General features: G+C 70.2%; 26 protein-coding genes and 2 pseudogenes. 6 read left to right on the top strand and 22 right to left on the bottom strand.

Annotated elements, in window-relative coordinates; translation table 11 throughout:
- Positions 1-52: 52 nt before the first annotated feature.
- Positions 53-514, bottom strand: coding sequence for a hypothetical protein (locus tag C8E96_RS06980; protein ID WP_091376322.1), 462 nt, complete (start codon positions 512-514; stop codon positions 53-55).
- 105 nt (positions 515-619) lie between these two features.
- Here C8E96_RS06980 and C8E96_RS06985 point away from each other — a divergent pair, with 105 nt between their 5' ends.
- Both C8E96_RS06985 and C8E96_RS06990 read left to right on the top strand, forming a co-directional pair.
- Positions 620-1,573 (top strand): Rossmann-fold NAD(P)-binding domain-containing protein, encoded by a 954-nt coding sequence (locus C8E96_RS06985; protein WP_091376327.1) that lies wholly within the window; start codon positions 620-622, stop codon positions 1,571-1,573.
- 25 nt (positions 1,574-1,598) lie between these two features.
- Positions 1,599-3,149: a GMC family oxidoreductase gene (locus tag C8E96_RS06990; RefSeq protein ID WP_091376330.1), complete on the top strand. Its 1,551-nt coding sequence runs from the start codon at positions 1,599-1,601 to the stop codon at positions 3,147-3,149.
- Between the two features lie 113 nt (positions 3,150-3,262).
- Here the strand turns inward: C8E96_RS06990 and C8E96_RS06995 are convergent, their stop codons facing one another.
- Entirely contained in the window at positions 3,263-4,735 is a 1,473-nt protein-coding gene (locus tag C8E96_RS06995; RefSeq protein WP_091376333.1) for an aldehyde dehydrogenase family protein, read from the bottom strand.
- Positions 4,736-4,806: 71 nt separating this feature from the next.
- On the opposite strand from C8E96_RS06995, the gene C8E96_RS07000 reads away from it, so the two are divergent.
- Both C8E96_RS07000 and C8E96_RS07005 read left to right on the top strand, forming a co-directional pair.
- Positions 4,807-5,448, top strand: coding sequence for an MBL fold metallo-hydrolase (locus tag C8E96_RS07000; protein WP_091376337.1), 642 nt, complete (start codon positions 4,807-4,809; stop codon positions 5,446-5,448).
- Positions 5,449-5,589: 141 nt separating this feature from the next.
- Complete coding sequence (locus tag C8E96_RS07005) at positions 5,590-7,395, top strand: S8 family peptidase (RefSeq protein ID WP_228769945.1); 1,806 nt, start codon at positions 5,590-5,592, stop codon at positions 7,393-7,395.
- Here C8E96_RS07005 and C8E96_RS07010 read toward each other — a convergent pair whose 3' ends face one another.
- Together C8E96_RS07010 and C8E96_RS07015 are read right to left on the bottom strand one after the other, a co-directional pair.
- The gene (locus C8E96_RS07010; RefSeq protein ID WP_228769946.1) at positions 7,396-8,136 is read right to left on the bottom strand and encodes a DUF2334 domain-containing protein; all 741 of its coding nucleotides are present in this window, start codon (positions 8,134-8,136) and stop codon (positions 7,396-7,398) included.
- Between the two features lie 50 nt (positions 8,137-8,186).
- Positions 8,187-9,068 (bottom strand): phosphoribosylaminoimidazolesuccinocarboxamide synthase, encoded by an 882-nt coding sequence (locus C8E96_RS07015; protein WP_091376339.1) that lies wholly within the window; start codon positions 9,066-9,068, stop codon positions 8,187-8,189.
- Between the two features lie 94 nt (positions 9,069-9,162).
- Between C8E96_RS07015 and C8E96_RS07020 the strand changes: the two genes are divergently transcribed.
- Positions 9,163-9,963, top strand: coding sequence for an SAM hydrolase/SAM-dependent halogenase family protein (locus tag C8E96_RS07020; protein WP_091377016.1), 801 nt, complete (start codon positions 9,163-9,165; stop codon positions 9,961-9,963).
- Here C8E96_RS07020 and C8E96_RS07025 read toward each other — a convergent pair.
- The 7 genes from C8E96_RS07025 to C8E96_RS07055 all read right to left on the bottom strand — a co-directional run bounded on the left by C8E96_RS07025 (position 9,960) and on the right by C8E96_RS07055 (position 15,328).
- A complete protein-coding gene (locus tag C8E96_RS07025) occupies positions 9,960-10,553 on the bottom strand; it encodes a hypothetical protein (protein ID WP_133794227.1) in 594 nt (197 codons plus the stop codon). The two genes, C8E96_RS07020 and C8E96_RS07025, sit on opposite strands and share 4 nt — an antisense overlap.
- A gap of 87 nt (positions 10,554-10,640) precedes the next feature.
- Positions 10,641-12,080 (bottom strand): adenylosuccinate lyase, encoded by a 1,440-nt coding sequence (gene purB, locus C8E96_RS07030; RefSeq protein WP_091376345.1) that lies wholly within the window; start codon positions 12,078-12,080, stop codon positions 10,641-10,643.
- 58 nt (positions 12,081-12,138) lie between these two features.
- Positions 12,139-12,810: a hypothetical protein gene (locus C8E96_RS07035; RefSeq protein ID WP_133794229.1), complete on the bottom strand. Its 672-nt coding sequence runs from the start codon at positions 12,808-12,810 to the stop codon at positions 12,139-12,141.
- Between the two features lie 19 nt (positions 12,811-12,829).
- Positions 12,830-13,354, bottom strand: a complete 525-nt coding sequence (locus C8E96_RS07040) for an RNA polymerase sigma factor (protein WP_091376353.1) — start codon at positions 13,352-13,354, stop codon at positions 12,830-12,832.
- Between the two features lie 54 nt (positions 13,355-13,408).
- Complete coding sequence (locus C8E96_RS07045; protein WP_091376358.1) at positions 13,409-13,993, bottom strand: TetR/AcrR family transcriptional regulator; 585 nt, start codon at positions 13,991-13,993, stop codon at positions 13,409-13,411.
- 20 nt (positions 13,994-14,013) lie between these two features.
- Positions 14,014-14,769, bottom strand: a complete 756-nt coding sequence (locus C8E96_RS07050) for a hypothetical protein (RefSeq protein ID WP_133794231.1) — start codon at positions 14,767-14,769, stop codon at positions 14,014-14,016.
- Positions 14,770-14,809: 40 nt separating this feature from the next.
- Entirely contained in the window at positions 14,810-15,328 is a 519-nt protein-coding gene (locus tag C8E96_RS07055) for a SigE family RNA polymerase sigma factor (protein ID WP_091376364.1), read from the bottom strand.
- Between the two features lie 140 nt (positions 15,329-15,468).
- Between C8E96_RS07055 and C8E96_RS07060 the strand changes: the two genes are divergently transcribed.
- Entirely contained in the window at positions 15,469-16,488 is a 1,020-nt protein-coding gene (locus C8E96_RS07060; RefSeq protein WP_407642666.1) for a threonine aldolase family protein, read from the top strand.
- Here C8E96_RS07060 and C8E96_RS07065 read toward each other — a convergent pair.
- The 11 genes and pseudogenes from C8E96_RS07065 to purD form a co-directional block, all read right to left on the bottom strand.
- Positions 16,475-17,251, bottom strand: a complete 777-nt coding sequence (locus tag C8E96_RS07065; RefSeq protein ID WP_228769947.1) for a potassium channel family protein — start codon at positions 17,249-17,251, stop codon at positions 16,475-16,477. The two genes, C8E96_RS07060 and C8E96_RS07065, sit on opposite strands and share 14 nt — an antisense overlap.
- A gap of 38 nt (positions 17,252-17,289) precedes the next feature.
- The gene (locus tag C8E96_RS33120) at positions 17,290-17,463 is read right to left on the bottom strand and encodes a hypothetical protein (protein ID WP_166657904.1); all 174 of its coding nucleotides are present in this window, start codon (positions 17,461-17,463) and stop codon (positions 17,290-17,292) included.
- A gap of 25 nt (positions 17,464-17,488) precedes the next feature.
- The gene (locus C8E96_RS07070) at positions 17,489-18,667 is read right to left on the bottom strand and encodes a pyridoxal phosphate-dependent aminotransferase (RefSeq protein WP_091376371.1); all 1,179 of its coding nucleotides are present in this window, start codon (positions 18,665-18,667) and stop codon (positions 17,489-17,491) included.
- A gap of 19 nt (positions 18,668-18,686) precedes the next feature.
- Positions 18,687-18,902 (bottom strand): annotated as a pseudogene (locus tag C8E96_RS33895) (transglycosylase SLT domain-containing protein); the annotation flags it as partial.
- Positions 18,903-20,576: 1,674 nt separating this feature from the next.
- Positions 20,577-20,882 (bottom strand): annotated as a pseudogene (locus C8E96_RS33900) (WXG100 family type VII secretion target); the annotation flags it as partial.
- Between the two features lie 12 nt (positions 20,883-20,894).
- Positions 20,895-21,197: a hypothetical protein gene (locus C8E96_RS07090; RefSeq protein WP_133794234.1), complete on the bottom strand. Its 303-nt coding sequence runs from the start codon at positions 21,195-21,197 to the stop codon at positions 20,895-20,897.
- A gap of 46 nt (positions 21,198-21,243) precedes the next feature.
- Positions 21,244-21,999, bottom strand: a complete 756-nt coding sequence (locus C8E96_RS07095; protein ID WP_091376383.1) for an ESX secretion-associated protein EspG — start codon at positions 21,997-21,999, stop codon at positions 21,244-21,246.
- Between the two features lie 2 nt (positions 22,000-22,001).
- Positions 22,002-23,255 carry a PPE domain-containing protein gene (locus C8E96_RS07100; RefSeq protein WP_091376386.1) on the bottom strand — a complete coding sequence of 418 codons (1,254 nt, stop codon included), beginning with the start codon at positions 23,253-23,255 and terminating at the stop codon, positions 22,002-22,004.
- Between the two features lie 9 nt (positions 23,256-23,264).
- The gene (locus C8E96_RS07105) at positions 23,265-23,885 is read right to left on the bottom strand and encodes a DUF3558 domain-containing protein (protein WP_091376389.1); all 621 of its coding nucleotides are present in this window, start codon (positions 23,883-23,885) and stop codon (positions 23,265-23,267) included.
- On the bottom strand, positions 23,878-24,300 hold the full coding sequence (locus C8E96_RS07110) for a hypothetical protein (RefSeq protein WP_091574898.1): 423 nt from the start codon (positions 24,298-24,300) through the stop codon (positions 23,878-23,880). Before C8E96_RS07110 ends, C8E96_RS07105 begins: the two co-directional genes overlap by 8 nt.
- Before the next feature lie 104 nt (positions 24,301-24,404).
- Positions 24,405-25,673 (bottom strand): phosphoribosylamine--glycine ligase, encoded by a 1,269-nt coding sequence (purD, locus tag C8E96_RS07115; protein ID WP_091376395.1) that lies wholly within the window; start codon positions 25,671-25,673, stop codon positions 24,405-24,407.
- Positions 25,674-25,700 lie beyond the last annotated feature (27 nt).

Genomic DNA, 25,700 nt, shown 5'->3' on the forward strand with positions numbered 1-25,700 from the left:
GGAAGTGAGCCCGGTTCCCGTCCGGACGGTCGGCAACCGGGCTTCGCGCTGTCTAGGGCGCGCCACCCAGATCAATCACCTTCTGCAAGATCGGCTCCAGACGACGGTGCCAGTCGCCGCCCGCGCCATAACACCAGGCCACCGCATCCGCGATCCAGAGCAATTCGTCCTGAGTGCTGTTCCGGTGTTCGTAAGCGAGAGCCGTCCCGGTCACGTGTTTCCTGAGGGCGGACAGGATCGTCACACGGTCGCAGCTGCGCCGAGCCCGTTCCTCACCTTGCCCGCAGGTCGCGAGGTACACCCGAACTGCGAGCCGTTCCGCGGCCAGACGGGAAATGATCGCTTTACGTCGCGCGGGAGTCTCCTTCTTGAAGTGCAGTTCGTACTGCCCTGGCAGCAACATTCCGCGCAACAGCTTGCGCAGCCTGTGCAGGTCCCGCGCATCGACGAAGGCGGCGGCAACGAGGTAATGGCGGTTTCTGCGGGATTCGTCAGCGAAGACGTGCAACGTCACCCAAGATAGATCGACTTGCGGCCCTTTCGGCTGGATCGCTAGAACGGGTGTTCGCCCTGGGCGAGAACGGTGGCAGCGGCAGGCGAGTGCGGCAATGGTGGGCCCATGCGACTCCTTGTTCTCGGTGGTACCCGTTTCCTCAGCCATTCCGTCGCCGCGGAGGGTGTGCGGCGGGGGTTCGACGTGGTGTGCGCGGCGAGAGGTGAGTCGGGCCGAGTGCCGGACGGCGCCCAGCTGGTCAAGGTGGACCGGGACGCCGACGACGGCCTCGACGCGCTGACCGGCGACTTCGACGCCGTGGTCGACGTGGCCCGGCTGTCGTACTCCTGGGTGCGGCGGGCGCTCGACACGCTCGGCGGCCGGGCGGGGCACTGGACGTTCGTCTCCTCCATCAGCGCCTACGCCGACCACCGCACCGGCAGCGACGAACTGCTTCCTCCGCGCGAGGTGGACGACGTCCAGGAGCTGTACGGCAACATCAAGGTCGCGAGCGAGAACGCCGTCCTCGCCGCACGTCCCGACGCCTTCATCCTGCGGTCCGGCTTGATCACCGGACCCGGTGACGGCAGCGACCGCTTCGGTTACTGGCCCGCCCGGATGGCGCGCGGCGGTCGGGTCGCGGTGCCCGAGGTGGACCAGCAGATGAGCTATGTGGACACCCGGGACCTGGCCGCGTGGATCGTCGACGCCGCCGTGAAGGGGCTCAAGGGGACGTTCGACGGCAATGGTCCCGCCGTCCCGCTCGGTGAGCTGCTGCGCGGGATCGCGGACGCGGTCGGCACCGACGTCGAGTTGGTGCCGGTGCCGGAGTCGGTCCTCGTTGACCAGAAGATCGCTCCGTGGTCCGGCCCGCGGTCGCTGCCGCTGTGGCTGCCCGAGGACTTCAAAATGATGGGCGCCCGCGACCCCGGACCGGCGCTGGCCGCGGGCCTGAACCCGATGCCGCTCGCCGACGCCGTGGCCGGTGCCCTGGAGCACGAGCGTTCCCTGGGGCTCGACCGCGAGCGCAAGGCGGGACTTTCGCCGCGAGAAGAGACCGATTTGCTGGCTGCGCTTTAGCCCGCGAAGCGGCAAGCTCGACCGCATGGAGTCGTTCGATTACATCGTGGTCGGTGCGGGCAGTGCGGGTTGCGTCCTCGCGGGGAGGCTGACCGAGGACCCGAGCGTGCGGGTCCTGCTGCTGGAGGCGGGCGGGGCGGACGACGCCGACGAGATCAAGATCCCGGCGGCGTTCTCCACCCTGTTCAAGACCCGGTGGGACTGGAACTACGAGACCGTCGAGCAGAAGCACCTGGGTGGCCGCACGGCGTACTGGCCGCGGATGAAGGCGCTCGGCGGGTGCTCGTCGATGAACGCGATGATCTACATCCGCGGCAACCGCGCCGACTACGACACCTGGCGTGACCAGCACGGCGCCACCGGCTGGGGCTACGACGACGTGCTCCCGTACTTCGTGAGGGCCGAGCGGAACTCCCGCCTCGACGGGCCGCTGCACGGCCGGAGCGGTCCGCTGCACGTCGAGGACCGGCGGTACACCCACGAGCTGAGCGCCGCGTGGGTGGAGGCGTCGGGCCTGAAACCGAACGACGACTTCAACGGCGCCGAGCAGGAGGGCGCCGGGCTCTACCAGGTCACCTGCAGGCGCGGCCGCCGCTGGTCGACCGCCGACGCCTACCTGCGCCCGGCCATGACCCGCCCGAACCTGGTCGTGCGCACGCGCGCGTTCACCTCCCGGGTCCTGCTGGACGGGACACGGGCGACCGGGGTCGAGTACGAGCACCTTGGCGTCACCCACACCGTCGGCGCTTCGCGCGAAGTCCTGCTGTCGGGCGGCGCGATCAACTCGCCGCAGCTGCTGATGCTCTCCGGCATCGGCCCCGCCGACCACCTGCGGGACCTCGGCATCGACGTCGCGGTGGCGTCGGCGGGCGTCGGCGGCAATCTGCACGACCACCCGGCGGCACCGGTCATCTGGACCACCAAGGGCACCACCGACCTCGCCGACTTCTCCACCCCGCGGCGGCTGATCCAGTGGCAGACGACCGGCCGCGGCCCGCTGACGTCGAACATCGGCGAAGCGGGCGGCTTCACCCGCACCCGCGACGGCCTGGACGCACCGGACATGCAGTTCCACGTCGCGCCGACGATGTTCTACGACAACGGCCTGCGGGAATCCTCAGCCCCAGGCTTCACCTCGGCGGCCACCCTGGTCGCGCCACACAGCCGCGGCACCCTGCGCCTGCGGTCGGCCGACCCGCACTGGCGGCCGCTGATCGACCCGGCGTACTACGCGGAGGCCGCGGACCTGGACGCGATCGTCGAAGGCTGCCGCACGCTGATCGACATCGCCGAGGAGTCCGGCCTGAGCCGGTACCTGGACAAGCCGTTCATCCCGAAGACCGATGACCTGGCCGAAAGCGCCCGCCAGTGGACGCAGACGCTCTACCACCCGGTCGGCACCTGCTCGATGGGCGAGGACGACCTGTCCGTCGTAGACCCCCAACTCCGCGTCCGCGGTGTGGACAACCTGCGCGTGGTGGACGCGTCGGTGATGCCGGTGATCCCGCGCGGCAACACCAACGCGCCGACGATCATGATCGCGGAGAAGGCGGCCGACCTGATCAAAGCCGGGTGAAGCAGACCCCACCCGCCCTGGGGGGGCTGCCCTACGCCAGTCTACCGGCCGCGGGTGACGGATGATCTTGATGGCGGGCCGTCTGTGGATAACCGCACGGGCTGTGGATAACGTCAGCGGCGCTTGCCGTGCAGCAGGGTGATCAGCTTCGCCACCTGGGCGTCGACCTTCGGGCCGCGCGCGAAGCTGGTCAGGGTCAGTGGGGCGCGGAAGCGCTGGCGGGTGATGGCCTTGGGCTTGCCGAACTCGCGCAGGCCCTCCGGGCCGTGGATGCGGCCGAAGCCCGAGTCGCCGCTGCCGCCGAACGGCAGGGAGGGGACGCCGGCGAAGCTGATCACCGAGTTGACGGCCACCATGCCCGACCGCAGCCGCCGCGCCAGTTCCATTCCGCGCTTCTTCGAGAACACCGAGCCGCCGAGGCCGTAGGTGGTGTCGTTGGCCTTGGCGATGGCCTCGTCCATGTCGCGGACCTTGGCGATGGTCATGGTCGGGCCGAACGTCTCTTCCCGGACCGCCGAGGAGTCCTCCGGGACGTCCACCAGCACCGTCGGCTGCACGTAGCGGTCGCCGACCTCGCCGCCGACCAGGGCGCGGCCGCCGCGGGAGACGGCGTCGGCGATGTGGCGGCGGATGATGTCGAGCTGGCTGGGCATGGTGATCGGGCCGATGTTCGCGTCGGCGTCGAAGCCGGGGCGGACGGACTTGGCCTTCTCGACGACCTTCGCGACGAACTCGTCGTAGACCTGCTCGTGGACATAGACCCGCTCGATGCCCGTGCAGGTCTGGCCCGCGTTGGAGAAGCCGCCCCAGACGGCGCCGTCGGCTGCCAGGTCGAGGTCGGCGTCGGCGTCGACGATGAGGGCGTCCTTGCCACCCGCCTCGATCAACACTGGGGTCAGCGTGTCGGCGCAGGCGGCCATGATCTTCTTGCCGGTGCCCGGCGAACCCGTGAAGGCGATCTTCGCTACACCCGCCCGGCACAGCGCCGCGCCGGTCTCGCCGTAGCCGGTGACCACCTGCAACACCGGGTGCTCGGGCACGATCTCGGCGAAGCTGTCGGCGAGCCAGCGGCCCACGCCGGGGGTGTACTCACTCGGCTTGAAGACCACAGCGTTGCCCGCCGCCATCGCGTAGGCGATAGAGCCCATGGGCGTGAACACCGGGTAGTTCCACGGCCCGATGACGCCGACCACGCCCAGCGGCTGGTACTCGACGGTCGAGGCCTGGTTGGCCATCAGCAGCCCCGACGACCGCCGGTGCGGGCCGAGGACCTTGCGCGCGTGCTTCGCCGCCCAGTCGGTGTGGTCGATCGCGAGGATGATCTCCAGCATCGCGTCCGCGTGCGGCTTGCCCGTCTCGGCGTGCACGACACCCGCGAGCTGCGCGGCGCGGCGGGTCAGCACGCCCTTCCACCGCTGCAGCCGCTCCGCGCGACCGGAAAAGCCCAGGTCAGCCCACCAGGCAGCCGCCGTCCGCGCCCGCTCGACCGCGGCCTGGACTTCCTCCGCGGTGTGGATCGGGTGGCTGCCGACGACCTCATCTGTCGCCGGATTGAGCGAGTCGAACTTCGTCTGCATGGTGGTCATGACACAAAACGTACCCGCCAGTAGTACTCAGTAGCGAGAGAAAAGCGGCCAAAAAGCCTAAGGTTGCCCGCGTGAAGATCACGCACTTCGGCCACTCGTGCGTCCTGGTGGAGACCGGGTCCGCCCGCCTCCTGCTCGACCCGGGTGTCTGGTCCGACGGGTTCGAGGACGTGCGCGACCTCGACGCGGTCCTCATCACCCACGTGCACGGCGACCACATCGACGCCGACCGCGTCGGGCCGCTGATGGCCGCCAACCCGCACGCCGAGCTGATCGTCGACCCGGACACCGCCGCCGAACTCGCGAAGCTCGACCTGCCCACCAGGACCGTGCGCCAAGGCGACACCTTCAAGGTGGCGGGCGCGACCGTCGACGCGGTCGGCGGGGCGCACGCGGTGATCCACCCGGAGATCCCCGCGCCCGCCAACCTGGGCTACGTCGTCGACGACGGCGCGTTCTACCACCCCGGTGACTCGCTGTTCGTGCCCGCGCAGGAGATCGACATCCTGGCCCTGCCCACGGGCGCGCCGTGGATGAAGCTGGCCGAGACGGTGGGGTACTTCCGGGCGGTCGCTCCCCGGGTCGCGGTGCCGGTGCATGAGCGCTGGTTAGCCCAGGGCGGCATCGATTCGACCTTCCACCGGTTCGCGACGATGCACCCGCCGCAGTCCAGGGTGCACTTCCCCGTCGTGGCCGAGTCGGTCGAACTCTGATAGCCCGCTTGGCGCAATTCCGCGAATTACTTCGTCACACGCCGTCCCGAAAGGGGCCGGACGCCCTCTTCACTGGGTAACGGGCTCCTGCACCCCGTGCCGACCGGCGCGGGTATGCCCCCTGAGTTGTCCGGAGGAATCGTGTTCCTGCGTTCACGCAACCGGCTTGGCCGCGCGGCTACCGTCGCGCTGGTCGGTGCCGGTCTCATCGCCACGGCGGGCACCGCGTTCGCCGCCCCGGGCGCCCCTGCCGCCCCTGGCTCCATCTACGGCTCGGATTCGATCTCGAGCCTGGGCTCGATCTCCAGCCCGGTCGCCGCCGGCACGCGGTCGTACCTGGTCATCACCGCGCCGAACGACACCGCGGGCGCCAAGACCGCCGTCGGCACCAACGGTGGCTCGGTCTTCGCCTCGTACGACGCGATCGGCGTCATCGTCGCGCACTCGGCCGCCGCCGACTTCGCGTCGAAGATGCGCACGGTCACCGGCGTCCAGCAGGTCGGCGCGTCGCGCACCAGCGACGTGCCCGCCGAGGCCACCAACCCGGCCATCCCGCCCGCCCCCGCGCAGGTCACGCCGACCACCAGCGAGACCGCCCGGGTCGACATGACCCAGATCGGCGCCGACAAGGCGTGGGCCGTCAACACCGGCTCCTCCGCGGTCACCGTCGGCGTGCTCGACACCGGTGTCGACGACCAGCACTACGACCTCAAGGCCAACTTCGACGCCACCAAGTCGGCGTCCTGCGCCTACGGCAAGCTCGACACCCGCGCGGGCTCGTGGCGCGACACCGGCTCGCACGGCACGCACGTCGCGGGCACGATCGCCGCGGCCAAGAACGGCAAGGGCATGGTCGGCGTGGCGCCGGGCGTGAAGATCGCGTCGGTCCGCATCGCGGAGAACCCGAGCGGCCTGTTCTTCCCGGAGAACACCATCTGCGCGTTCGTCTTCGCCGGTGACAAGGGCTTCGACGTCACCAACAACAGCTACTACACCGACCCGTGGCTGTTCAACTGCCCGGACAACGCCGACCAGGCCGCGATCCTCGAAGGCGTCAAGCGCGCCCAGCAGTACGCCGAGGGCAAGGGTGTCCTCAACGTCTCCGCCGCGGGCAACGAGGACTACAACCTGGCGAGCAAGTCCTCCGACAGCACCAGCCCGAACGACTCGACCCCGGCCAACCGGACGATCAGCAACAACTGCCTGAGCGTCCCGGGTGAGCTGCCCGGTATGGTGTCGGTCTCGTCGATCAACTCGTCGAACGTCAAGTCGTCGTTCTCGAACTACGGCACCGGCAAGATCGCCGTCGCGGCCCCCGGCGACAACGTGTACTCCACCGTCCCCGGCGGCAAGTACGGCGCGAAGTCCGGCACGTCGATGGCGTCCCCGCACGTCGCCGGTGTCGCCGCGCTGCTGGTCAGCGTGAACCCGACCGCCACCCTGGCGGACCTGCGTTCCAAGCTGGCCACCCAGGCCGACGACCTGACCTGCAGTGACAGCCGCTGCTCGGGCACGACCGCGCTGAACAACTTCTACGGCGAGGGCCGCGTCGACGCCCTGGCCGCGGTCTCCGACGGTGGCACCACCCCGCCGCCCACCGGCACGGTCTTCGAGAACACCGCTGACGTCAGCATCCCCGACGCGGGCGCGGCTGTGTACAGCAACATCGTGGTCTCGGGTGTCACGGGCAACGCCCCGGCGACGCTGAAGGTCGACGTCAACATCGTGCACACCTGGCGCGGTGACCTGGTCATCGACCTGATCGCCCCGGACGGCACCGCCTACCGGCTCAAGGCGTCGTCGTCGAACGACTCGGCGGACAACGTGATCGCCACCTACACGGTGAACGCGTCGACCGAGGTCGCCAACGGCACGTGGAAGCTCAAGGTCCAGGACGTGGCACGGTACGACACCGGCCACATCAACTCCTGGAAGCTGACCTTCTAACTAGATCCCCGCGGGAACTGTGACCGCCCCCGTCGAGGCCTTCCGGCTCTCGGCGGGGGCTTTCAGCACTTCGGGGTAGGTGACGCCGGTGGCGCCGTGGTGGCGGGCGATGTCGATGGCGTCGAGGACCGCCTGCCGGGGGCCGGGACGAACCAGGTCGGCGGCGTCGACGGCGAGGCGGATCAGGCCGCCGCGGCGGGCGGTGCGGGCGGCGGCGAGGACGTAGGTGAAGCACCAGAGGGTTTCGCCGCGTTCGGTCTGGGCGAAGCCCAGGACGCGGGCGCGGTGGACGCCCTCGGTGGTGAGGTCGTGCACGCCGTGCAGGTCGGCGCAGAGGCTGAAGCCCTTGCGGCGCAAGGCGGTGAGAGTCCCGCGGGAGGCGTGCCAGCGCGGCGGGGCGAAGCTGTCGGTGGACAGGCCGAGCCGCTCCATCGCCGACACGGCGGCCGTCAGGCGCAGCCCTGCCTCATGCGCGGGCAGGGCGCCGAACTCGGCCCGGCGGGCCAGCGACACCGTGCGCCGCGCGCGGGGTTCCGGGGAATGGTCGAAGCCGTGCATCAGCACCGCGTCGCCCGCGGCCCGGCGGGTGCGGACCCAGTCGGCGACCGCGCCGTCGCGGCGAGGGGCGAAGAGAAGGGACAGGGGGACCTGTCGCTTCTGCATCTCCTCGGCGAGGTCGGCGCAGCGGTGCAGGGTTCGGGTGTCGATCCCGGCCAGCGAAACCACGAGTCTTGCCGTCACCTATCAAGCTCAGCGCATCCCGGTGACGGCCAGGTGTCACTTGTGGATAATCACCCGATCCAGTCGCTGAACTTCCGTCCCGTGACCTGCTCGTAGGCCTGGACGTAGCGCGACCGGGTGGCTTCGACGACCTCGGCGGGCATCGGGGGCGGCGGCTGGTTGCCCTCGCGGTCCCAGCCGGTCTCCGGCGAGGTCATCCAGTCGCGGACGAACTGCTTGTCGAACGACGGCTGCGCGTGGCCCGGCTCGTAGGTGTCGGCGGGCCAGTAGCGCGAGGAGTCGGGGGTCAGGACCTCGTCGCCGAGGACGATGACGCCGTCGAGGAGCCCGAACTCGAGCTTGGTGTCGGCCAGGATGACGCCACGGCCGTGCGCGTAGTCGGCGGCCTTCGAGTAGATGGCGAGGGTGAGCTCGCGGACCTTGCCCGCGAGGTCGGCGCCGATCTCCGCGACCACCGCGTCGAAGCTGATGTTCTCGTCGTGCTCACCCAGTTCCGCCTTGGTGGCCGGGGTGAAGATCGGCTCAGGCAGCTTCGAGCCCTCGACCAGGCCGCCGGGGAGCGTGACACCGCAGACGGCGCCGGTGCGGTCGTAGTCCCGGGTGCCCGAGCCCGCGAGGTACCCGCGCGCCACGGCTTCGACCGGCAGCATCTCCAGGCGCTTCACGATCAGCGCCCGGCCGCGGACCTCGGCGGGGATGCGGTCGTCGTCGTAGGAGACGAGGTGGTTGGGCACGAGGTCGCCGAGCAGCTCGAACCAGAAGACGCTCATCGCGGTGAGGATGCGGCCCTTGTCCGGGATCGGCACGTCCAGCACGAAGTCGTAGGCGGAGATCCGGTCGGAGGCGACGAGGAGGAGATGGTCGTCGTCGACGGCGTAAAGTTCGCGGACTTTGCCTGCGGCGATCTTGGGGTACTCAGCGAGCGTCGGCACGCTGCGGAAGCTTACGTGGCAGGCTCGGCGCCACCGGGCCCCACCTCACCCGATCAGGGGTGACGCGGTGGCCCTGGTCGGCGACACTTCGTCAATGGCGTACGACTGGATCTCGTTCACCACCGACTACGGCCTCGCCGACGGCTTTCCCGCGGCCTGCGAGGGTGTCATCGCCCGGATCGCCCCGGCGGCCCGGGTCATCCACGTGACGCACCTGGTGCCGCCGCAGGACATCCGGCGCGGGGCGGCCGTGCTCGCGCAGACCGTCCCGCACCTGCCGTCCGCGGTGCACCTGGCGGTGGTCGACCCCGGTGTCGGCACCACGCGCAGGCCCGTGTGCGTCGCCACCGGGGCGGGGATGCTCGTCGGACCGGACAACGGCCTGCTGATCCCCGCAGCCATCGCCCTGGGCATCTCCGCGGCGTTCGAGCTGACCGAGTACCGGCTGAACCCGGTCTCGGCGACCTTCCACGGGCGCGACATCTTCGCCCCCGCCGCCGCCCACCTCGCCGCGGGCCTGTCCCCGGAACGGCTCGGGCCTGAGATCGACCTCGGCACCCTGGTCCGGCTCCCCGAACCCGAAACCGTCGCCACGCCGGGCAGGCTCGCCACCGAGGTGCTCAGCTCCGACACCTTCGGCAACCTGCAGCTCGCCGCGACCGCCCTGGACCTGGCCGCGTCCGGGGCGAAGGCGCGCACCCGGGTGCACGCCCAGGTCGGCGACCGGTCCGTCGAAGCCGTTGTCGGACAGACCTTCGCCGACGCCGAACCCAGCGGCGCGGTGCTGCTCGTCGACTCCGCCGGGCACCTCGCGCTCGCGATCAACGGCGGCTCGGCGGCGGACGAACTGCGCGCGGGCGCGGGAAGCCCGGCGGTCGTGCTGATCGGCCGCTAGGCGCAGGCAAGGCGCGCGGTGGCCTTCTTGCTGATCGTGTTGGGCATGTCCACTTCCAGGGTGTACGAGCCGTCCCGGACCCGTTCTTCGGCGGGGACGCCGAACTGCCAGGTGATCTCGTCGAGCCGCTTGGTCCCGGCGGCGTCGAACCGGAGCGTCCCGGAGTCGTTCGGGCCGATGGCGCCGTCCGAGCGGATCCAGCGGTAGCGGACCTCGCCCGCGCCGTTGGCGACGATGGCGCCGCGGAAGGTGAACACCTTGCTCTCGGTGTCGCAGGCGACCGTGCCGCCGGACGGCTCGACGTTGAGCTGCACCTCGGTGACGGCGAACGCGGGCGGCTTCGTGTCCTTCTTGGTGGTCTTGGTCGTGGTCGTGATCCGACCGCCGCCGCTGTTGCCACCACCGCCACCACCACCGGACTTGGTCGTGGTCGTGGTCGTGGTGGTGGTGACCGAAGTCGACGCCGCACCCGCTTCGGACTTCTTCGGGCCGAGCAAGGCGTACGCGCCCACCAAGGCCGTGATCAACGCGGCCACCGCGCCGATCACGGCCGCCGCCGCACCCCAGCCGCTCCTGCCATCCCCGCTCATCAATCGCTCCTCTCACAAACGGCGTGAGAGAGATCGACAACGGTCGGACCGACGTGACGGGTCCAGCCGGAATTCGCCCGATCGGGCTTAGAGGATCGCCCCCGGCACGTAACCGGTGGCCTCGGGGAAGCGGCCCAGCACCTCTTCGACCCGCTTCACGACGGCCGCCACCTGCGCGCCCGCCACCCCGGTGAAGGGCAGCCGGTCGGCGAGCAGCGCGTCGAGGCGGGCGCGGTCGAGCGGGATGCGGTCGTCGGCGGCGAGGCGGTCGAGCAGGTCGTTGCGCTCGATGCCCTCCTCGCGCATCGCCAGGGCCACGGCCACCGCGTGCTCCTTGATCGCCTCGTGCGCGGTCTCGCGGCCGACACCGGCCTGCACGGACGCCATGAGCACCTTTGTGGTCGCCAGGAACGGCAGGTAGCGGTCGAGTTCCCGGGCGACGACGGCCGGGTAGGCGCCGAACTCGTCGAGCACGGTCAGGAACGTCTCCAGCAGGCCGTCGAGCGCGAAGAACGCGTCGGGCAGCGCGACGCGGCGGACCACCGAGCACGACACGTCGCCCTCGTTCCACTGGTCGCCCGCGAGCTCGCCGACCATCGACGCGTACCCGCGCAGGATCACGGCGAGACCGTTGACCCGCTCGCAGGAGCGCGTGTTCATCTTGTGCGGCATGGCCGACGAGCCCACCTGGCCCGGCTTGAAGCCCTCGGTGACCAGCTCGTGCCCGGCCATCAGCCGGATCGTCTTCGCCACGCTCGACGGCGCCGCCGCGAGCTGGACCAGCGCGGACACCACGTCGTAGTCGAGCGAGCGCGGGTAGACCTGGCCGACGCTGGTGAACCGGTTCTCGAAGCCGAGGTGCTCGGCGACGACCCGCTCCAGCTCGTCGAGCTTGTCCTGGTCGCCGCCCAGCAGGTCGAGCATGTCCTGCGCGGTGCCGACCGGGCCCTTGATGCCGCGCAGCGGGTAGCGGGCGATCAGCTCGTCGACCCGCTGGAAGGCGACCAGCAGCTCGTCGGCGCCGGTCGCGAAGCGCTTGCCCAGGGTGGTGGCCTGCGCGGCGACGTTGTGCGAGCGGCCGGTCAGGACCAGGTCGCCGTGCTCGGCGGCCAACCGGGCCAGCCGGGACAGCACCGCGGCGACCCGGCCGCGGATCAGCTCCAGCGACCGGCGGACCTGCAGCTGCTCGACGTTCTCGGTGAGGTCACGCGAAGTCATGCCCTTGTGCACGTGCTCGTGCCCGGCCAGCGCGTTGAACTCCTCGATGCGCGCCTTCACATCGTGGCGGGTGACCCGCTCACGGTCGGCGATGCTGCCGAGGTCGACGTCGGGCAGGACCCGGCGGTAGTCCTCGATGGCCTGCTCTGGAACGTCGATACCCAGCTTGGCCTGCGCGGAGAGCACGGCGAGCCACAGCTCGCGCTCCATCCGAACCTTCTCCTCGGGCGACCACAGGGTGGCCAACTCGGTGGAGGCATAGCGGCCTGCGAGGACGTTGGGGATGCGGGGCTTCTGCGCGGCGGTCACGTTTGCCCAGCTTACCGGGGTACCGGAGGCACCCCCAGTGCCCCCGGTACCCCGCGGCTCAGAAGTGCAGAGCCGGGTCGTTGGCGAGCGCGGTCAGATAGCCGTCGATGACCTCGGCCGATGGCGCCCCGGACTCGCCCGCATGCCACTGCGCAGTGACAACCGAGAGGTCGGGACGGACGACATCCACCGACCGGCTGAGCCGAAAGCGCCCACCTACTCCCATCCCTCCGGAACGGCACTCGGTCTCGGCGCCCACACAGTCGGACAGGTCCTCCGCACCGGTCGCGATCACCGTGAAGTGGATCCCATGCTGCGCACCGTTCAGGGTGAAGGTCGTGAACTGCGCTATTCCGACGAACCCCAGAAGATCTGGTGCCACACCAGCCCTGGTCACGATGTTCGTGGCACCGGGAATGGCGGCGGCGATCCGCGCGGGCAAGGCGGCAGCCAAGGCCGCCGACCGCTCGGCGATTTGAGCGGGCCGGTACGTGGGTGTGGTGGGTGACGCCACCGAGGTCGTCGACGACGGCCCCGGAAAGGTCATCGCCTGAACATCATCCATCGCCTTCGCCGTGGTCGGCACCACGATGATCGCCCCGACCAGCACGACGGTGGCCGCGGCGGTAGCCACGAGCGCGCGCTTGCGGGACGTCTCTTTGCGCGCGCTCGCGATCACGTCGTCGATATCGAGGTTCAGTGGCGGCTCGGACTCGAGCGCCCCGAGCAAGTCGTCTCGAAGGTCGGTGTCATGCATGTTCCAACTCCCCCTCGGACAACCGGGCGACGGCCGCGCGCAGCGAGTCCAGCCCGCGCGCTGCCTGGCTCTTGACCGTGCCCTCGGTGCACCGCATGACCCGCGCGGTCTCGGCGACGCTCAGCTCGTCGAAGTACCGCAGGACCAGCACCGCGCGCTGGCGCGGCGCCAACGTCAGCAGGGCCTGGTGGACGAGATCGCGGTCCCACGAGCGGCCGACGCCCTCGGCGATGTCGATGTTCGGGTCGGCGGTGTCGGGCACCTCGGAGCCGACCGGCTCCCGGCGGCGCCACGGCTTGCGCTTCTCGTCGAGCCAGGTGCGCAGCAGGACGGTGCGGGCGTAGTTGTGCACGGTGTCGCGCTTGCCCAGCTTCGACCACGACCGGTAGATCTTCACCAGCGTCGTCTGAACCAGGTCCTCAGCGGTGTGCCAGTCGCCGCAGAACAGGTAGGCCGATCTCCGCAGTGTTCTGGCGTGTTCGTGGGCGAACACCCGGAAGTCCTCGTCGTCTCGCACAGCGCCCCCTTCCGCCTATTACTCACGCCGCGGGGGCCGAAAAGGTTGCGTCGATCAGGCGAGCGCTTCGCGAAGCATTCTGCGGGCGGCGGAGCGGGGGTCCGGGTCGACCTCGATGAGGGCGTTGACGACAGCGCCGTCGACCAGGGCGATCAGCTGCTCCAGCCGGGCCTCGTCGATGCCCGCCGCGGACTTGGCGAAGGTGTCCATCAGCAGTGACCGCAGCTCACCGCCGAGTTCGAGGGTCAGCGGGCGCAGGTAGGGCCTGCGGGCGGTGGCGATGAGCCGTTCGTAGCGCAGCAGGATCGCCTGGGCGTCGTTGTCACGGGCTTTGGGGCCGAGCAGCTGGTCGAGCACCAGCTCCACCAGCGCTTCCAGGCCTTTCGGGCTCGTCGCCAGGGCGTTGAGGAGTTCCCGGCCGCGGGCCAGTTCCTGGCGGCCGTGGAATTCCAGCGCTTCGACGATCAGGTCGTCGAGGGATTCGAAGTAGTACGTCGTGGACGCCAGCGGCAGGCCCGCGCGCTCGGCTACCGAGCGGTGCCGGACCGCGTCGAACCCGCCTTCGATCAGCAGGGCCGCGGCGGCCTCCACGAGCGCGTGTTTGCGGCGCTCGCCCTTGGGGGTGCTGGCGGTGGTCATGGTGGAGCAATGGTGCCAGGTCAGTACCTGGCAGCCAGCTCCTGGGCGAGTTCGCGCACGTCATCGTCGTCGAGCGGGAGGTCGGGGGACTCCGGGAACGGCTCGACCGCCACGACCAGCTGGCCACCCGAGGGGGCGACGGCCACGGCGCCGAGGGCGCCCGGGCGGTCGATCCAGGGCGGGTGCAGCGGCGCGCTGACGCCCGCGGGCACCAACATGATCGACACCAGGCCGCGGCGGGACCCCTCTTCGACGCCGAAGCTCGCGGAGCGGCCACCCATGGGGCAGCCAAGGGGGGAAGGAACGTACTCGCCGCGGGAAGTGGCGGCCGGGAGCTCGCCCGCGAGGGCAGCAGCGAGCTCCCGGTCCGCCGTTCCGCACCCGCTAGGGGTGCCACCGGCCTTAGAGCCGGCATTCCCATCCGACGAACGCCCCCTGCTTGGCGTCGCCGACGGGAAGTCTTGGGCCTCCGCGGCCTTCTGTGACGGTCCGTCAGTCGTAACCTCGTACGGCGTCGACAGTTCGTTACCGCTGGCAGGCGATTCAGCCGAACCGACCGCCGCCGAATCGCTGGTGTTCTTGCTCGGCCACCACGCATCGCCGGCGACGACTACGCCCGCCAACAGCGCAAAGCCTAGCGCTGTTCCTGTAAGAAGGGTGTTCCTCTTTCGGGTCAACCTCGATGACTCTGCGCTGATATCCGACTGGTCGAAGGAGGGCGGCGGAACGTCACGGACCGCGTCGTTGAACAGCTCCGCCAACTTGCGCTCGTCCACTACCTCCACCCCCTCGCCCTTATCGTCATCGTCGCCGTCTTCACAGTCCCGACCTCAGGTCATCGAGCGTGTCGCCAAGCGATTCCCGCAAGGCGGCCAGTCCCCGTGAGGTCTGGCTCTTGACCGTTCCCTCGGTGCACTTGAGCGTCTCGGCCGTGGCCGCCACGTCCAAGCCTTCCAGGAACCGCAGCACCAGCACCGCCCGCTGCCGCGGTGGCACCCTCGACAGTCCGTCGAGGAGCGCCGACCTGGTCGCGACCGTGGTGCCGATGTCGCCTTCGGTGCTCGCCGATTCCGGCAAGACCTCCGTCTGGCGCTCTCGCCGCCACGGCCTGCGCGTCTCGTCGATCATCGCGCGAACCACCGACCGGCGGACGTAGGCGTCCAGGGCCTGACGGTCCCGGACCTTGCGCCACCTGCGGTGCAGTGCGACGAACGCGGTCTGCGCGAGATCGTCCGCCTTGTGCCAGTCGCCGCACAGCAAGTACGCGGTTCGTCGCACGGCGTCGCGCCGCGCGGCGAAGTATTCCGCGAACTCCTGCTCGTCGCGCTGATCCACGCGAACGCTCTCCACTCGTCTGTACGGACTAGGGACGGATCTGACCGGCACCACGGTTGCATGGGGACGAGACGAGATCTACGCCACCCCCGCGATCCGTGGTCGGGGCGTAGCGGTATTGCCCGTTGTGGTGTGATCGGATCGTGACCACACTGCGTCGGATTGATCTCCGCTCGGACACCGTGACAAAGCCGGACGACACCATGCGGGCCGCGATGGCGGCCGCCGAGGTGGGCGACGACGTCCTCGACCACGACCCCACGATGCGGGCGCTGGAAGAGCGCGCGGCCGGGCTGCTCGGCGTCGAGGCGATGCTGTGGGTGCCCAGCGGGAGCATGGGCAATCTGATCGCGCTGATGCTGCACCTGGGCCGCGGCGACCGGTTCCTCGCCGCGCGCGGGTCACATGTGCTGGAGGCCGAACTGGGCACGCCCGCCTGGCTGGCGGGCGGCATGCCGCACCCCCTGGAGTGGACCGGACGGCCGGGGCGGATCTCCGCGGACGACGTCAGCGCGTTCGCCGCGTCCGGGGCGCCGTACTACGCGCTGCGGACGGCGCTGCTCTGCCTGGAGAACACGCACAACTTCGCCGGCGGGACGGTCACCCCACCGGACCATCACGCCCTGCTGGTCGCCACCGCCCGCGAGGCCGGGATTCGCGTGCACCTCGACGGGGCGCGGCTGTGGAACGCGGCGGCGGCGCTGGAAGTCCCGCCCGCGGCGCTGACCGTCGGGGTGGACACGGTGCAGGTCTGCCTGAGCAAGGGCCTGGGCGCGCCGGTCGGATCGCTCGTCGGCGGGTCGGCGTCGTTCGTCGCGGAGGCGCGGCGGGTCCGCAAGATGCTCGGCGGCGGGGTCCGCCAGGGCGGAGTGCTCGCGGCGGCCGGGCTGGTCGCGCTGGACCGCATGGGCGATGTGGCCGCCGACAACGCGAACGCGGCCACCCTGGCGGCGGGACTCGCGGACCTCGGCTGGGAGGTGACCGCGCCGGAGACCAACATCGTGCTGGCCTCGGTGCCGGACGTGCCGACGACGCTGCGGATGCTCGACCGGGTCGCGGTGCCCGCCGTCGCGGTGCCGGGCGGGGTGCGGTTCGTGACGCACCGGGACGTGTCGGCGACCGACATCGCCGAGGCACTCGACCGGATCAAGGCCGGCTGATCTGGCCGCCTGCCTGCTTGAGTTCGGTCCGCAGTTCGGCGATCTCCGCGCGCAGGCCCTTGACCTCGCTGCGGATGGACTCCTCGATCGACTCCTCGGCGCCCGCGATCTTCTGCACGAACCAGGACGCGATCACACCGGTCACCACACCGAGCAGGGCGATGCCGCCGATCATCAGGGCGGCGGCGACCAGCCTGCCCTCCACGGTGACCGGGTAGCGGTCGCCGTAGCCGACGGTGGAGATGGTGGTCATGGTCCACCAGACGGCGTCGCCGAAGGTGGTGATGTTGGCGTCCGGGTCGTGCCGTTCGGCGTCGAGCACGGCGAGCGACGCGGACAGGCCCACGAGCAGGATGGTCCCCGCGACGTAGACGCCGATGCGGCCGCGGAACGTGGTGCCGACCCGGCGGTTGAGCACTTTGAGAATGGTGATCAGCCGCAGCGCCCGCAGTTGGCGGACCATCGGCAGGGCCACCACGATCAGGTCGAACAGGTGCCGCCAGATGAACCGGCCCTTGCGCCGCGCCAGGGTGAACCGGATGACGTACTCGACGGCGAAGACGGCCCAGATCGCCCAGAGCCCGATCTCCTGCCACAGCACCACCGTCGGCGACGCCGACGTGTGCAGCACCTGCCAGGCGTAGCCGATCAGGAACACCACGGCCAGCGCGGTCAGGGGCAGATCAGTGCGCTCTTCCCACGCGCTTAACCTGGGCTCGAGCGGGTCGCTGTGGCGCACGCCGGGCGCGTAGGTGTCGGACACACCGACATCATCGCCGACCGCGCCTGATGCGCTAGGGGTTACCGGCCGATTCGGGGCCGATCCGCCTTGCCCTTGATGGCCCCGTACGCCGCGGCGCCGACGGTGAGTATCGCGGCGGCTACGAGCAGCCACACCACCGCCTTGAACAGGACTCCGATCAGCCAGAACGCCAACCAGATCGCGAGCACCGCGCCGATGATCTTGATAACCATGCCGCCCCCTCAAGCTGTTTCCTGGTCAACGCCTGGTGGCGGCCACCGGTTCCCAGGCGCGCAGGCGGCGCAGCGCCTCCTCGATGTCGGCAGTCGCGCCCGCGAAGGACAGGCGGACGAACCGGTTGCCGTCGACCGGGTCGAAGTCGATGCCGGGCACGATCGCGAGGCCGGTGTCGGCGAGCAGGCGCTGGCAGAAGCTCATCGAGTCGTGGGTGAGGTGGGTGACGTCGGCGTAGGCGTAGAACGCGCCGTCGGCGGGGGCGATCTTGTCGATGCCAAGCTCGGGGAGGCCGGTGAGCAGCAGCTCGCGGTTCGTCGCGTAGCGGGCGACATGGCCGTCGAGTTCCTCGTAGCTCTCCGGCTCGAACGCGGCGACGGCGGCGAGTTGGGAGATCGCGGGGGCGCAGATGGTGAAGTTGCCGGTCAGGGCGCTGACCGCGCGCTGCAGGCGTTGCGGGACGAGCAGCCAGCCCAGCCGCCAGCCGGTCATCGCGAAGTACTTGGAGAACGAGTTCACCACGATCGACTCGCGGGAGTACTGCCAGGCCGAGCTGGTCTCGGCGCCGTAGGAGATGCCGTGGTAGATCTCGTCGCTGACCAGCTGCACCCCGCGCTCGGCGCACCAGCCGGCGATCGCGGCCAGCTCGGCGGGGTCGAGGACGGTGCCGGTGGGGTTCGCGGGGCTGGCGAGGATCAGGCCGTCGATCGGGCCCAGCTCGTCGAGCATCGCCACGGTCGGCTGGAACCGGGTCGTCTCGTCGCACGGCAGCTCGACGACCTCGCAGCCCAGCGCGGTGAGGATGTTGCGGTAGGCCGGATAGCCGGGTCGCGCGAGCGCGACCCGGTCGCCCGCGTCGAACGCCGAGAGGAACGCGAGCAGGAAACCGCCGGAGGACCCGGTGGTGATCACGACGTCCTGCGGGGACACGTCGAGGGAGTGCAGCCGCTCGTAGTGGCCCGCGATGGCTTCGCGCAGCTCGGGAATGCCCAGCTGCTCGGTGTACCCGAGCGCCTGCGTGCCGAGCGCCTCCGCGGCGGCGAACCGGACGGCCTTCGGCGCCCCCGTCGACGGCTGACCCGCCGCGAGCGACACGACGTCGCCGTGCGCCCGCTGCCGCGCGTTCGCGGCGGCGAGGACATCCATCACATGGAATGGCGGGACGGCGGCGCGGTTGGCGACTTTGAGCAGGCGAGCGTGCATGCCGCCAGACTAGGACTTGTCAGTACCCGACATATCCGCCGCCGCCGTGCGTGGCCTTGATGCCAGGAACGTCGGCCAGCGAGCCGTACCGGGAGATCGCGTAGTTCACGCCCGCGCAGATGTTGTCGACCGGGTTCCAGATGTCGTCATGCCCGGGCAGCTTGTGCGCCTGGAACGTCGGATCGATGCACTGCATGAGGCCCTTGGACGGTGTTCCCTTGGCGGCATTCGAGTTGCCGGTCAGAAACACATCGTCGCCGTCGCGAGCTGTCCACGTGCCCAGGTCGGTAGTCACGCACCAGACCGCGCCCCGGCCCGCGGGCTTCTTGGTCAGGGAGTTGCCGGATACGGTCGGGAGATTGGCGCGCACGTACGCCTCGGGCGCCCACGCCGTCGGAGCGTTCTTCCTGGTTACGTGACCGACTCGCGGCTTCCTGCCAGTGAGGTAGACCGCAAGAGTGATCGCCTCCAGGATCTCGCCTGGCGACTGGTAGATGTAGCCCGCCGCGTTGGCCTCGGCGTCGGTGATGGCTTCCAACCACGCGGCGCGCTGCTCGGAGGACATCGCGAGGACTTGGGCGACCGCATCGGTCTTCGGGTTGCCCGCCCTGCGCAATAGATCCACCGCGTAGTCCGGATCCAGCCGGAACTGGTGCCGAGGTCCGCAGCTGTTGCCTCCGCGGTCGTCGATGTAATCGGCGTGTGGCACTCCATCAAGCAGCTGACGCAGCTTGACGACGAACGTCGGTTTCGACTGGGCGATGGACATCGATGGGCGATGCTTGCGTGTCTCGACATGCCCGTCACCCGCGATCCAGCCGAGGATCGCGGCTTCGGTGACAGTGACGTCGAGGCCCTGTTCGGTCTTGGCAGGTGCCGCCACCATGAGACGAGTGTGCGACGCGATTCGGTCTGTCGTCACGAATCCCGCAGCCGGCGTCGCGTCAGCGGGAGGCAGCCGGGTTCCGTGCATCTTCGCGAGGTGCAGCCGCAGCCCTCCCTTGGTGGTCTTGCCGCGTCGCCGGACCCCGGTCGGCCATTCGCACAGCCCGCACTCCTCCGCGTCGGGTACGCGACGTGATTCGACGCGGAGCCATCGGTGGTTCGGGGTCGCCGTCGCGCTCCAGCGTGAGTTCGAGATCGTCACCAATGGCGCGTCCTCGTAGTGGTGCACCTGGGTCACCCGGGTCCACTCGCTGCAGCCGGTGGCCTGGTTGTAGCCGATGGTCTCGTCGCCTGCCCGGACCTGCTCGTGCTTGAGCCAGCCCCGCCGGGTCAGGATCATCGCGTCCGTCGTCAGGCAGTCCCAATTGTTCTGGGCGTTTGGGTTTCCGCCCGATTCGTGCTGGATGATCTCCCAGATCAACTGGGCGTCCTTTTCGGACACGTTGATGCCCCGGGCGCGCAGGACCTCGATCGCCTCCTTGATCCATTCCTGCACGTTTCCGGGTGGTGGGCCCGCGGGTGGGCCACCGCTCGATCCCATGCCGCCGCCACCGCCTCCTCCGCCACCGGAGCCCGAGCCGCCGCCCGAATCACCGGAGCCGGTGCCGCTGCTCCCGGCGGGCTGCTTGTCCGCGGACGATGGCGAGGTCTGCTGGGGCGGTGTGGGGGTCCATTCGATCGGCTTGCCCGGCGCCGGGGTGAAGGTCTGGGTGCCGGGGTCGGGGATGGCGCTGAACTTCGGGTCGACCGTGCGGCCGCGCACGGCCGCGGCGGCGGTGCTGACGGCTTGTTCGGCGTTATCGACCTGCGTGGTGACGCGGCCCTGGTAGCCGGCGGCGAGGCTGTCGACGTGCTGGCGCTTCTCGTCGGCGGTCTTGTCGGGGTTGGCGTTGAGCCAGGCCGTGGCGTTGTCGTGGAGTTCGCCGAAGACGCCTTCCAGCGCGTCCTTGGCGCCCTGGAGCCCGGTCACCGCGGTGGCCAGGTCGGCGGCGACAGCGGTCATCGCCTCGGACAGCGAGGTGGCGGCTTGGCCGAACTTCGCCATGTACGCGACGAAAGCGTCGGCGGAGGCGCCCTGCCAGGCGCCGTCGAGTTCGTCGACCGACGTGGTCACGGTCTTCGCCGAGTCGGTGGCGCCCGTGGCCGAGGCGGTGAACTGGCCCGCGATGTCGCCGATGGCGCCGGGTTGGGCCCGGTAGACCGGCTCCGCTTGCGCGGCCAACTGCGCGGCCGTGCCGCCCAGGCTGGCGACAGCGTCCCTCGCGGTCACGGCTGTCCCCCTCTAGATCGCGGTCTGCGACTGTGTCGCGGCTTGCTCGGTGCCATCGACGGACTGGCCGATCGAGTCGAGCGCCCGGTCGATGTTGCCGAGCAGGGCGCCGGCGCGGTCCAGTTCGTCACTGGCGGTGCGGGCGATGGCCTGCACGGCTTGGGCAAGGGCGGCGGAGCTGGGGAGTCCGCCGAAGACACCGGCGTCGGCGTCGCGCGGGAGGGTGTCGCCCGCGGCGGCCATCGGGCCCGCCTGGCCGCCGACGGCGGTGCGGCACTGCTCGATCGCCCGCAGGTTGTAGTCCACTGTCCCCATCCCTCAGCTCGTCCGGTTCGACGCCTGACGGTCCGCGGTGGTTCCGTCAGAGCTCGTCGAGTAACTCCCGCACGCAGGTGGCGAGGCGCGCGTTGTCGGCTGGGGTGATGGTGCTCCACAGGCGGCCGTCGGCGCTCGGTCGCGTCAGGTAGAGGTAGCGGCCCGCGTCGGTGTCGTGGAAGGAGACGACCCGCTCGGCCCGGTCGCGCCGCCTGCCGCGCTGGGCGCGTTCGGCGCCGAACTGGCCGCGGGTGGTCATGCCGGTGACCATTGAGCCGAGCATCTGCGCGTCGCTGAGGCTCACGCCGTGCTCGGTCAGCGCGTTGATCATCTGCTGCGGGTCGGCGTGGTCGGACTTGGTCAGGATGTCGGTCGGCAGGCTGACAGACCGGCCGGGACCGGCCGGGACGTCGCCCGCGATGGAGACGGCGGCCTCGGCCATGGCGGTGCCGCGGGCGGGGATGAGCCACACCTCGGCGCCGTCGACGACCGCGAGCATGCCCTGGTCGCCGTTCGCCACGGAGAGGGCCGTGATCTCGTGGTCGGTCCACACCCAGCTGTCGACGGTGACCGGCGCGTGGGCGACCAGGCTGAGCGAGTCGGCCAGTTCGGGCACCGCGCGGCCCCCCTCAGCCAGCCCGCGCTGCTCCAGACCGGCGAACGCGGCCGCAACCAGGTCGCGGCGCTCGGTGTGGGTGCGGCCGGGACTCGGCACGTCGAGCGCGACGTGGCGCTCCGGGAGTCGCTCGGACTCCCAGAGCACGTCGAACTCGAGGGTGGAGAGGACGACACTGTTGGACAAGGTCAGTCGTCCTGCCCCAGGACCGGCGAGACCACCATGCGTTCGTCACCGAAGACGTCCTCGGAGTCGATGCCGTACTTGCGCACGTGCTCCTCGTCGTCCTCGCCCTTCGCCCCGGCGGCCGCGGGCTGCATGAGCGACGCGCCCGCCTTCCCCGGCTTGGCCCCGATGCGCTCGGCGTTCTTGGCGGCGCGGGACTGCTCGTCGGGCAGGTCGGTGATCGGCGCCGCACCCCGGGCCGCCGCCCGAGCCGCACGGCCCTCGGGGGTGTCGGGGAAAGCGCCCGCCCCGCGGACCAGCCGGTCCTTCCGCGCGTTCTCACCCGCGGCGGCACCACCGGCCCCGGCGGCTGTCAGGCCGGCGAGGGTCGACATGTCGTTCAGCATGCCCATGGGCATGCCGGGGCGGAGTCCGCCGGGGAGGTTGGTGGGGTTGGGGAGTCCGCCGAAGTTCGGGCCCAGCGGGCCGACAGTGCTGAGCCGGCCGCCACCGGGCTGGTTGTTGTTCGTGCCACCAGTACCGCCGCCGCCACCGGGGCCGTCGGGGATGCCCGCGAGGCCAGGGCCGCCGCCACCGGGCAGGCCGGTCTGGCCGGGAACGCCCGGATTGCCCGGGTTTCCGGTCGGGGTGTAGGCGTTGGGATTGCCGTTGAAGGTCTGCGCGGAGGTGGTGCCCTGGCCTTCGTACGGGGTGGCGACGAGGTTCATGCCGGGCGGCACCGGGAGCGACTGGTAGTTGCCGAGGGCGGACTGGCTGCCCTGGCTGTAGCCGTTCATCGAGTTCACGGCCTGCTCGCGGGCGGCGTTGGTCTGCTGGACCTGCTTGGCGTTGTCGGTCGTGTGCCCGAACGCGCCGAGGAACCGGTCCATGCCGTCGAGCTTGGTGGGGCCGCGCAGGTCGCCACCGTCGGGAGCACCGTTGCGGGTGGTGGAGAAGGCGTCGCCCTGCTCGCTGACACCACCGGCGGACTGCTCGACCGCGGGGGTCGCGTCCTCGGCGTAGATGGCCGCGTTCTTGGTCGCGTCCATGCCGCCCTCGGAGGCACTGCCCTCCCAGGTGACACCGATCTTGCCGAGCTCTTCGCGGAGAACCTGGTCGGTCTCGGCCAGCCCTTCGGCGATCGTCTTGAGTGCCGTCACCGACTTATGGATGCTCTCGGAGCCTGGGCCTTGACGCAGCTTGTCGAGTTCGTCGGCCAGTTGGTGGTGCGTGTAGCCCTCGAAACGGAGGTCGCTCAGCCCGTTGTCGCCTGCCATGTCAGCCCCTCACCCCAGCGTCTGCAACGTGGTCATGGCCATTCCCGCGGCCTGCTCGGTCATCTGACAGATCTGTTCTTGCGAGAATGTCCGGCTGATCTCGCCCAGTCCGACCTGAAGCTGTTGCCCGTCGGCGACATCGACGCCGATGTAGCACTCGTGACTGTTCTTCGCGCCGCCCGCACCCTTGAGGACATGAATGACCCCGGCGTAGCCGTTGACCGAGACCACAGTCGTGTCGACGCGGCGCTTGCCGGACAGCCATGCCTCGACACCCTCGGTGGTGATCAGGTTGATCGTGTACTCGTAGGCGAGTCCGGTGGCCGCGACTTCAAGCTCGCACTGCTTGGCGCCCTTGTATATGTCGGTCCCGTTTGTGGATGCCTCGACCCGCGTGATCCGCAGCTCCGCGCGCTGAGCGGCGGTCAGGAGTGCACAGGGATCAGCGGAATCGAGTTTGAGCGCTTTCGGTCGCGGCGGGATGGTGGCGGTCTTCGACGTGGACGACGACTTGGTCGTCGTCGGAACGTCCGCCGAAGATTCCGAGGTCCTCGGGTTTCCGGCTTCGCTGGTGGTACATCCCGCGACCACGAGCAAAGCCAGCAGGGAAAACGCGGCCCGACTACGCACTCTGCCCGCCTCCGAGAGCCGCGGCGATCTCTTCTTCGTTGTAGCCGTAGGCCTTCGCGCTGTCCGTCAACTGCTGAACAAGGTTCTTCAGACCCATGACGTACTCGTCGATTCTGGTCGCATACGAGTCGTCGTTGTAGATCAGAAGGTCATTCCATGCCTCGGCGACCTTGGTGCTGACGATGTCGTCGCCGGGCTGATCGATCGGGAGGTTGAATCGCGCCTCACGCACGAGCTCGTAGAGCGATTCCGCCTGGGTATGGATGATCTTGGCGGCGGCGAGGACGTTGTCGTGGTTGACCACGAACTGACCGCTGGCCGGGCTGCCGCCCATGAGCGTGCGGGCGGCCTCGATCGCGGCGCCCGCTATCGCGTTGACCGTGCCGCTCAATGAAGCGCCGATGTCCATCTTCACGCACCCCCGTACGCATCGTGACGATGTCGTCTCGTTTCGCAGGCTACCAATGGCGCGGTAAGGCCCACCTGAACTTTGACGGAGAAATCGACCCTTCGGTTCCCTCAGCCCGCGACGGGGATGCCGATCTCGCCGCGCTGGGCGCGCAGGCCGATGTCGGTGCGGTGGTGGGAGCCCGCGAGGTGCACGGCGTCGACCTTGCGGTAGGCGTCGGCGCGGGCCGATTCCAGGTCATCGCCCATGCCGACCACAGCCAGGACCCGGCCGCCTGCGGACACCAGCGCGCCGTCTTCGCGGCGGCGGGTGCCCGCGTGCAGGACGCCTTCGGCCTCGGCTCCGGTGATCAGGTCGCCGGTGCGGGGGCGGCCGGGGTAGCCGTCGGCCGCTATGACAACCGTCACGGACGAGCCCTCAGCCCACTCCAGGGGCGGGTGGGCGGCCAGTTCGTTGCGCGCGGACGCGAGCAGCAGGGCCGACAGCGGGCTGCGGAGCAGCGCGAGGACCGACTGGGTCTCCGGGTCGCCGAAGCGGCAGTTGAACTCGATGACCTCGGGGCCGTTGCTGGTGAGCGCGAGCCCGGCGTAGAGGAGGCCGGAGAACGGCGCGCCGCGCTTGGCCATCTCGTCGACGACCGGCTGGATGATGCGGGCGACGACGTCGTCGACCATGCCGTCGGGGGTCCAGGGCAGCGGCGCGTAGGCGCCCATGCCGCCGGTGTTGGGGCCCGCGTCGTTGTCGCCGACTCGCTTGAAGTCCTGGGCGGGGAGCAGGGGGACGACGGTGCCCGCCTCGTCGACCACGCAGAACAGGGAGACCTCGGGACCGTCGAGGAACGACTCCAGCAGCACGGGGTGACCGCCGTCGAGCAGGGTCATCGCGTGCGCGCGGGCCTTGCTGAGGTCGGTGGTGACGACGACGCCCTTGCCCGCGGCGAGGCCGTCGTCCTTGACGACCCAGTTGGGGCCGAAGCGGGACAGCGCGGCGTCGAGCCGGGCCGGGTTGTCGACGATCTCGCTGTGCGCGGTGGGGACGCCCGCCGTGGTCATGATGTCTTTGGCGAACGCCTTGGAGCCCTCGATGCGGGCCGCGGCGGCGCTCGGACCGAACACGGGGATGCCCGCCGCGCGGACCGCGTCCGCGACGCCGGCGACCAGCGGGCCCTCAGGTCCGATGACGACGAGGTCGGCCTCCCATTTTCGGGCCAGCACCATCACCGCCGCCGGGTCCGCGGGGTCGACCCCGTAGCTCTCGGAAAGCGAGGCGGTGCCCGCGTTCCCGGGCGCACACGCCAGCGCCGTCACCTCGGCGTCCTTGGACATAGCAAGGACCAGGGCATGCTCGCGGGCGCCAGACCCGATAACCAGGACACGCACGAGGACTGAGACTAGATGCTGGGCGCC

Source organism: Actinokineospora alba, assembly GCF_004362515.1.
GTDB classification, from domain to species: Bacteria; Actinomycetota; Actinomycetes; order Mycobacteriales; family Pseudonocardiaceae; genus Actinokineospora; species Actinokineospora alba.

Bases quoted from the DNA above. Each gene is read 5' to 3' on its own strand.
- C8E96_RS07100 (WP_091376386.1), bottom strand. From the start codon at position 23,255: ATGGCAGGCGACAACGGGCTGAGCGACCTCCGTTTCGAGGGCTACACG.
- C8E96_RS07025 (WP_133794227.1), bottom strand. From the start codon at position 10,553: ATGAGCGGGGATGGCAGGAGCGGCTGGGGTGCGGCGGCGGCCGTGATC.
- C8E96_RS06990 (WP_091376330.1), top strand. From the start codon at position 1,599: ATGGAGTCGTTCGATTACATCGTGGTCGGTGCGGGCAGTGCGGGTTGC.
- C8E96_RS07070 (WP_091376371.1), bottom strand. From the start codon at position 18,667: ATGCACGCTCGCCTGCTCAAAGTCGCCAACCGCGCCGCCGTCCCGCCA.
- C8E96_RS06985 (WP_091376327.1), top strand. From the start codon at position 620: ATGCGACTCCTTGTTCTCGGTGGTACCCGTTTCCTCAGCCATTCCGTC.
- C8E96_RS07020 (WP_091377016.1), top strand. From the start codon at position 9,163: ATGGCGTACGACTGGATCTCGTTCACCACCGACTACGGCCTCGCCGAC.
- C8E96_RS07045 (WP_091376358.1), bottom strand. From the start codon at position 13,993: ATGACCACCGCCAGCACCCCCAAGGGCGAGCGCCGCAAACACGCGCTC.
- C8E96_RS06995 (WP_091376333.1), bottom strand. From the start codon at position 4,735: ATGACCACCATGCAGACGAAGTTCGACTCGCTCAATCCGGCGACAGAT.
- C8E96_RS33120 (WP_166657904.1), bottom strand. From the start codon at position 17,463: ATGGTTATCAAGATCATCGGCGCGGTGCTCGCGATCTGGTTGGCGTTC.
- C8E96_RS07090 (WP_133794234.1), bottom strand. From the start codon at position 21,197: ATGGGGACAGTGGACTACAACCTGCGGGCGATCGAGCAGTGCCGCACC.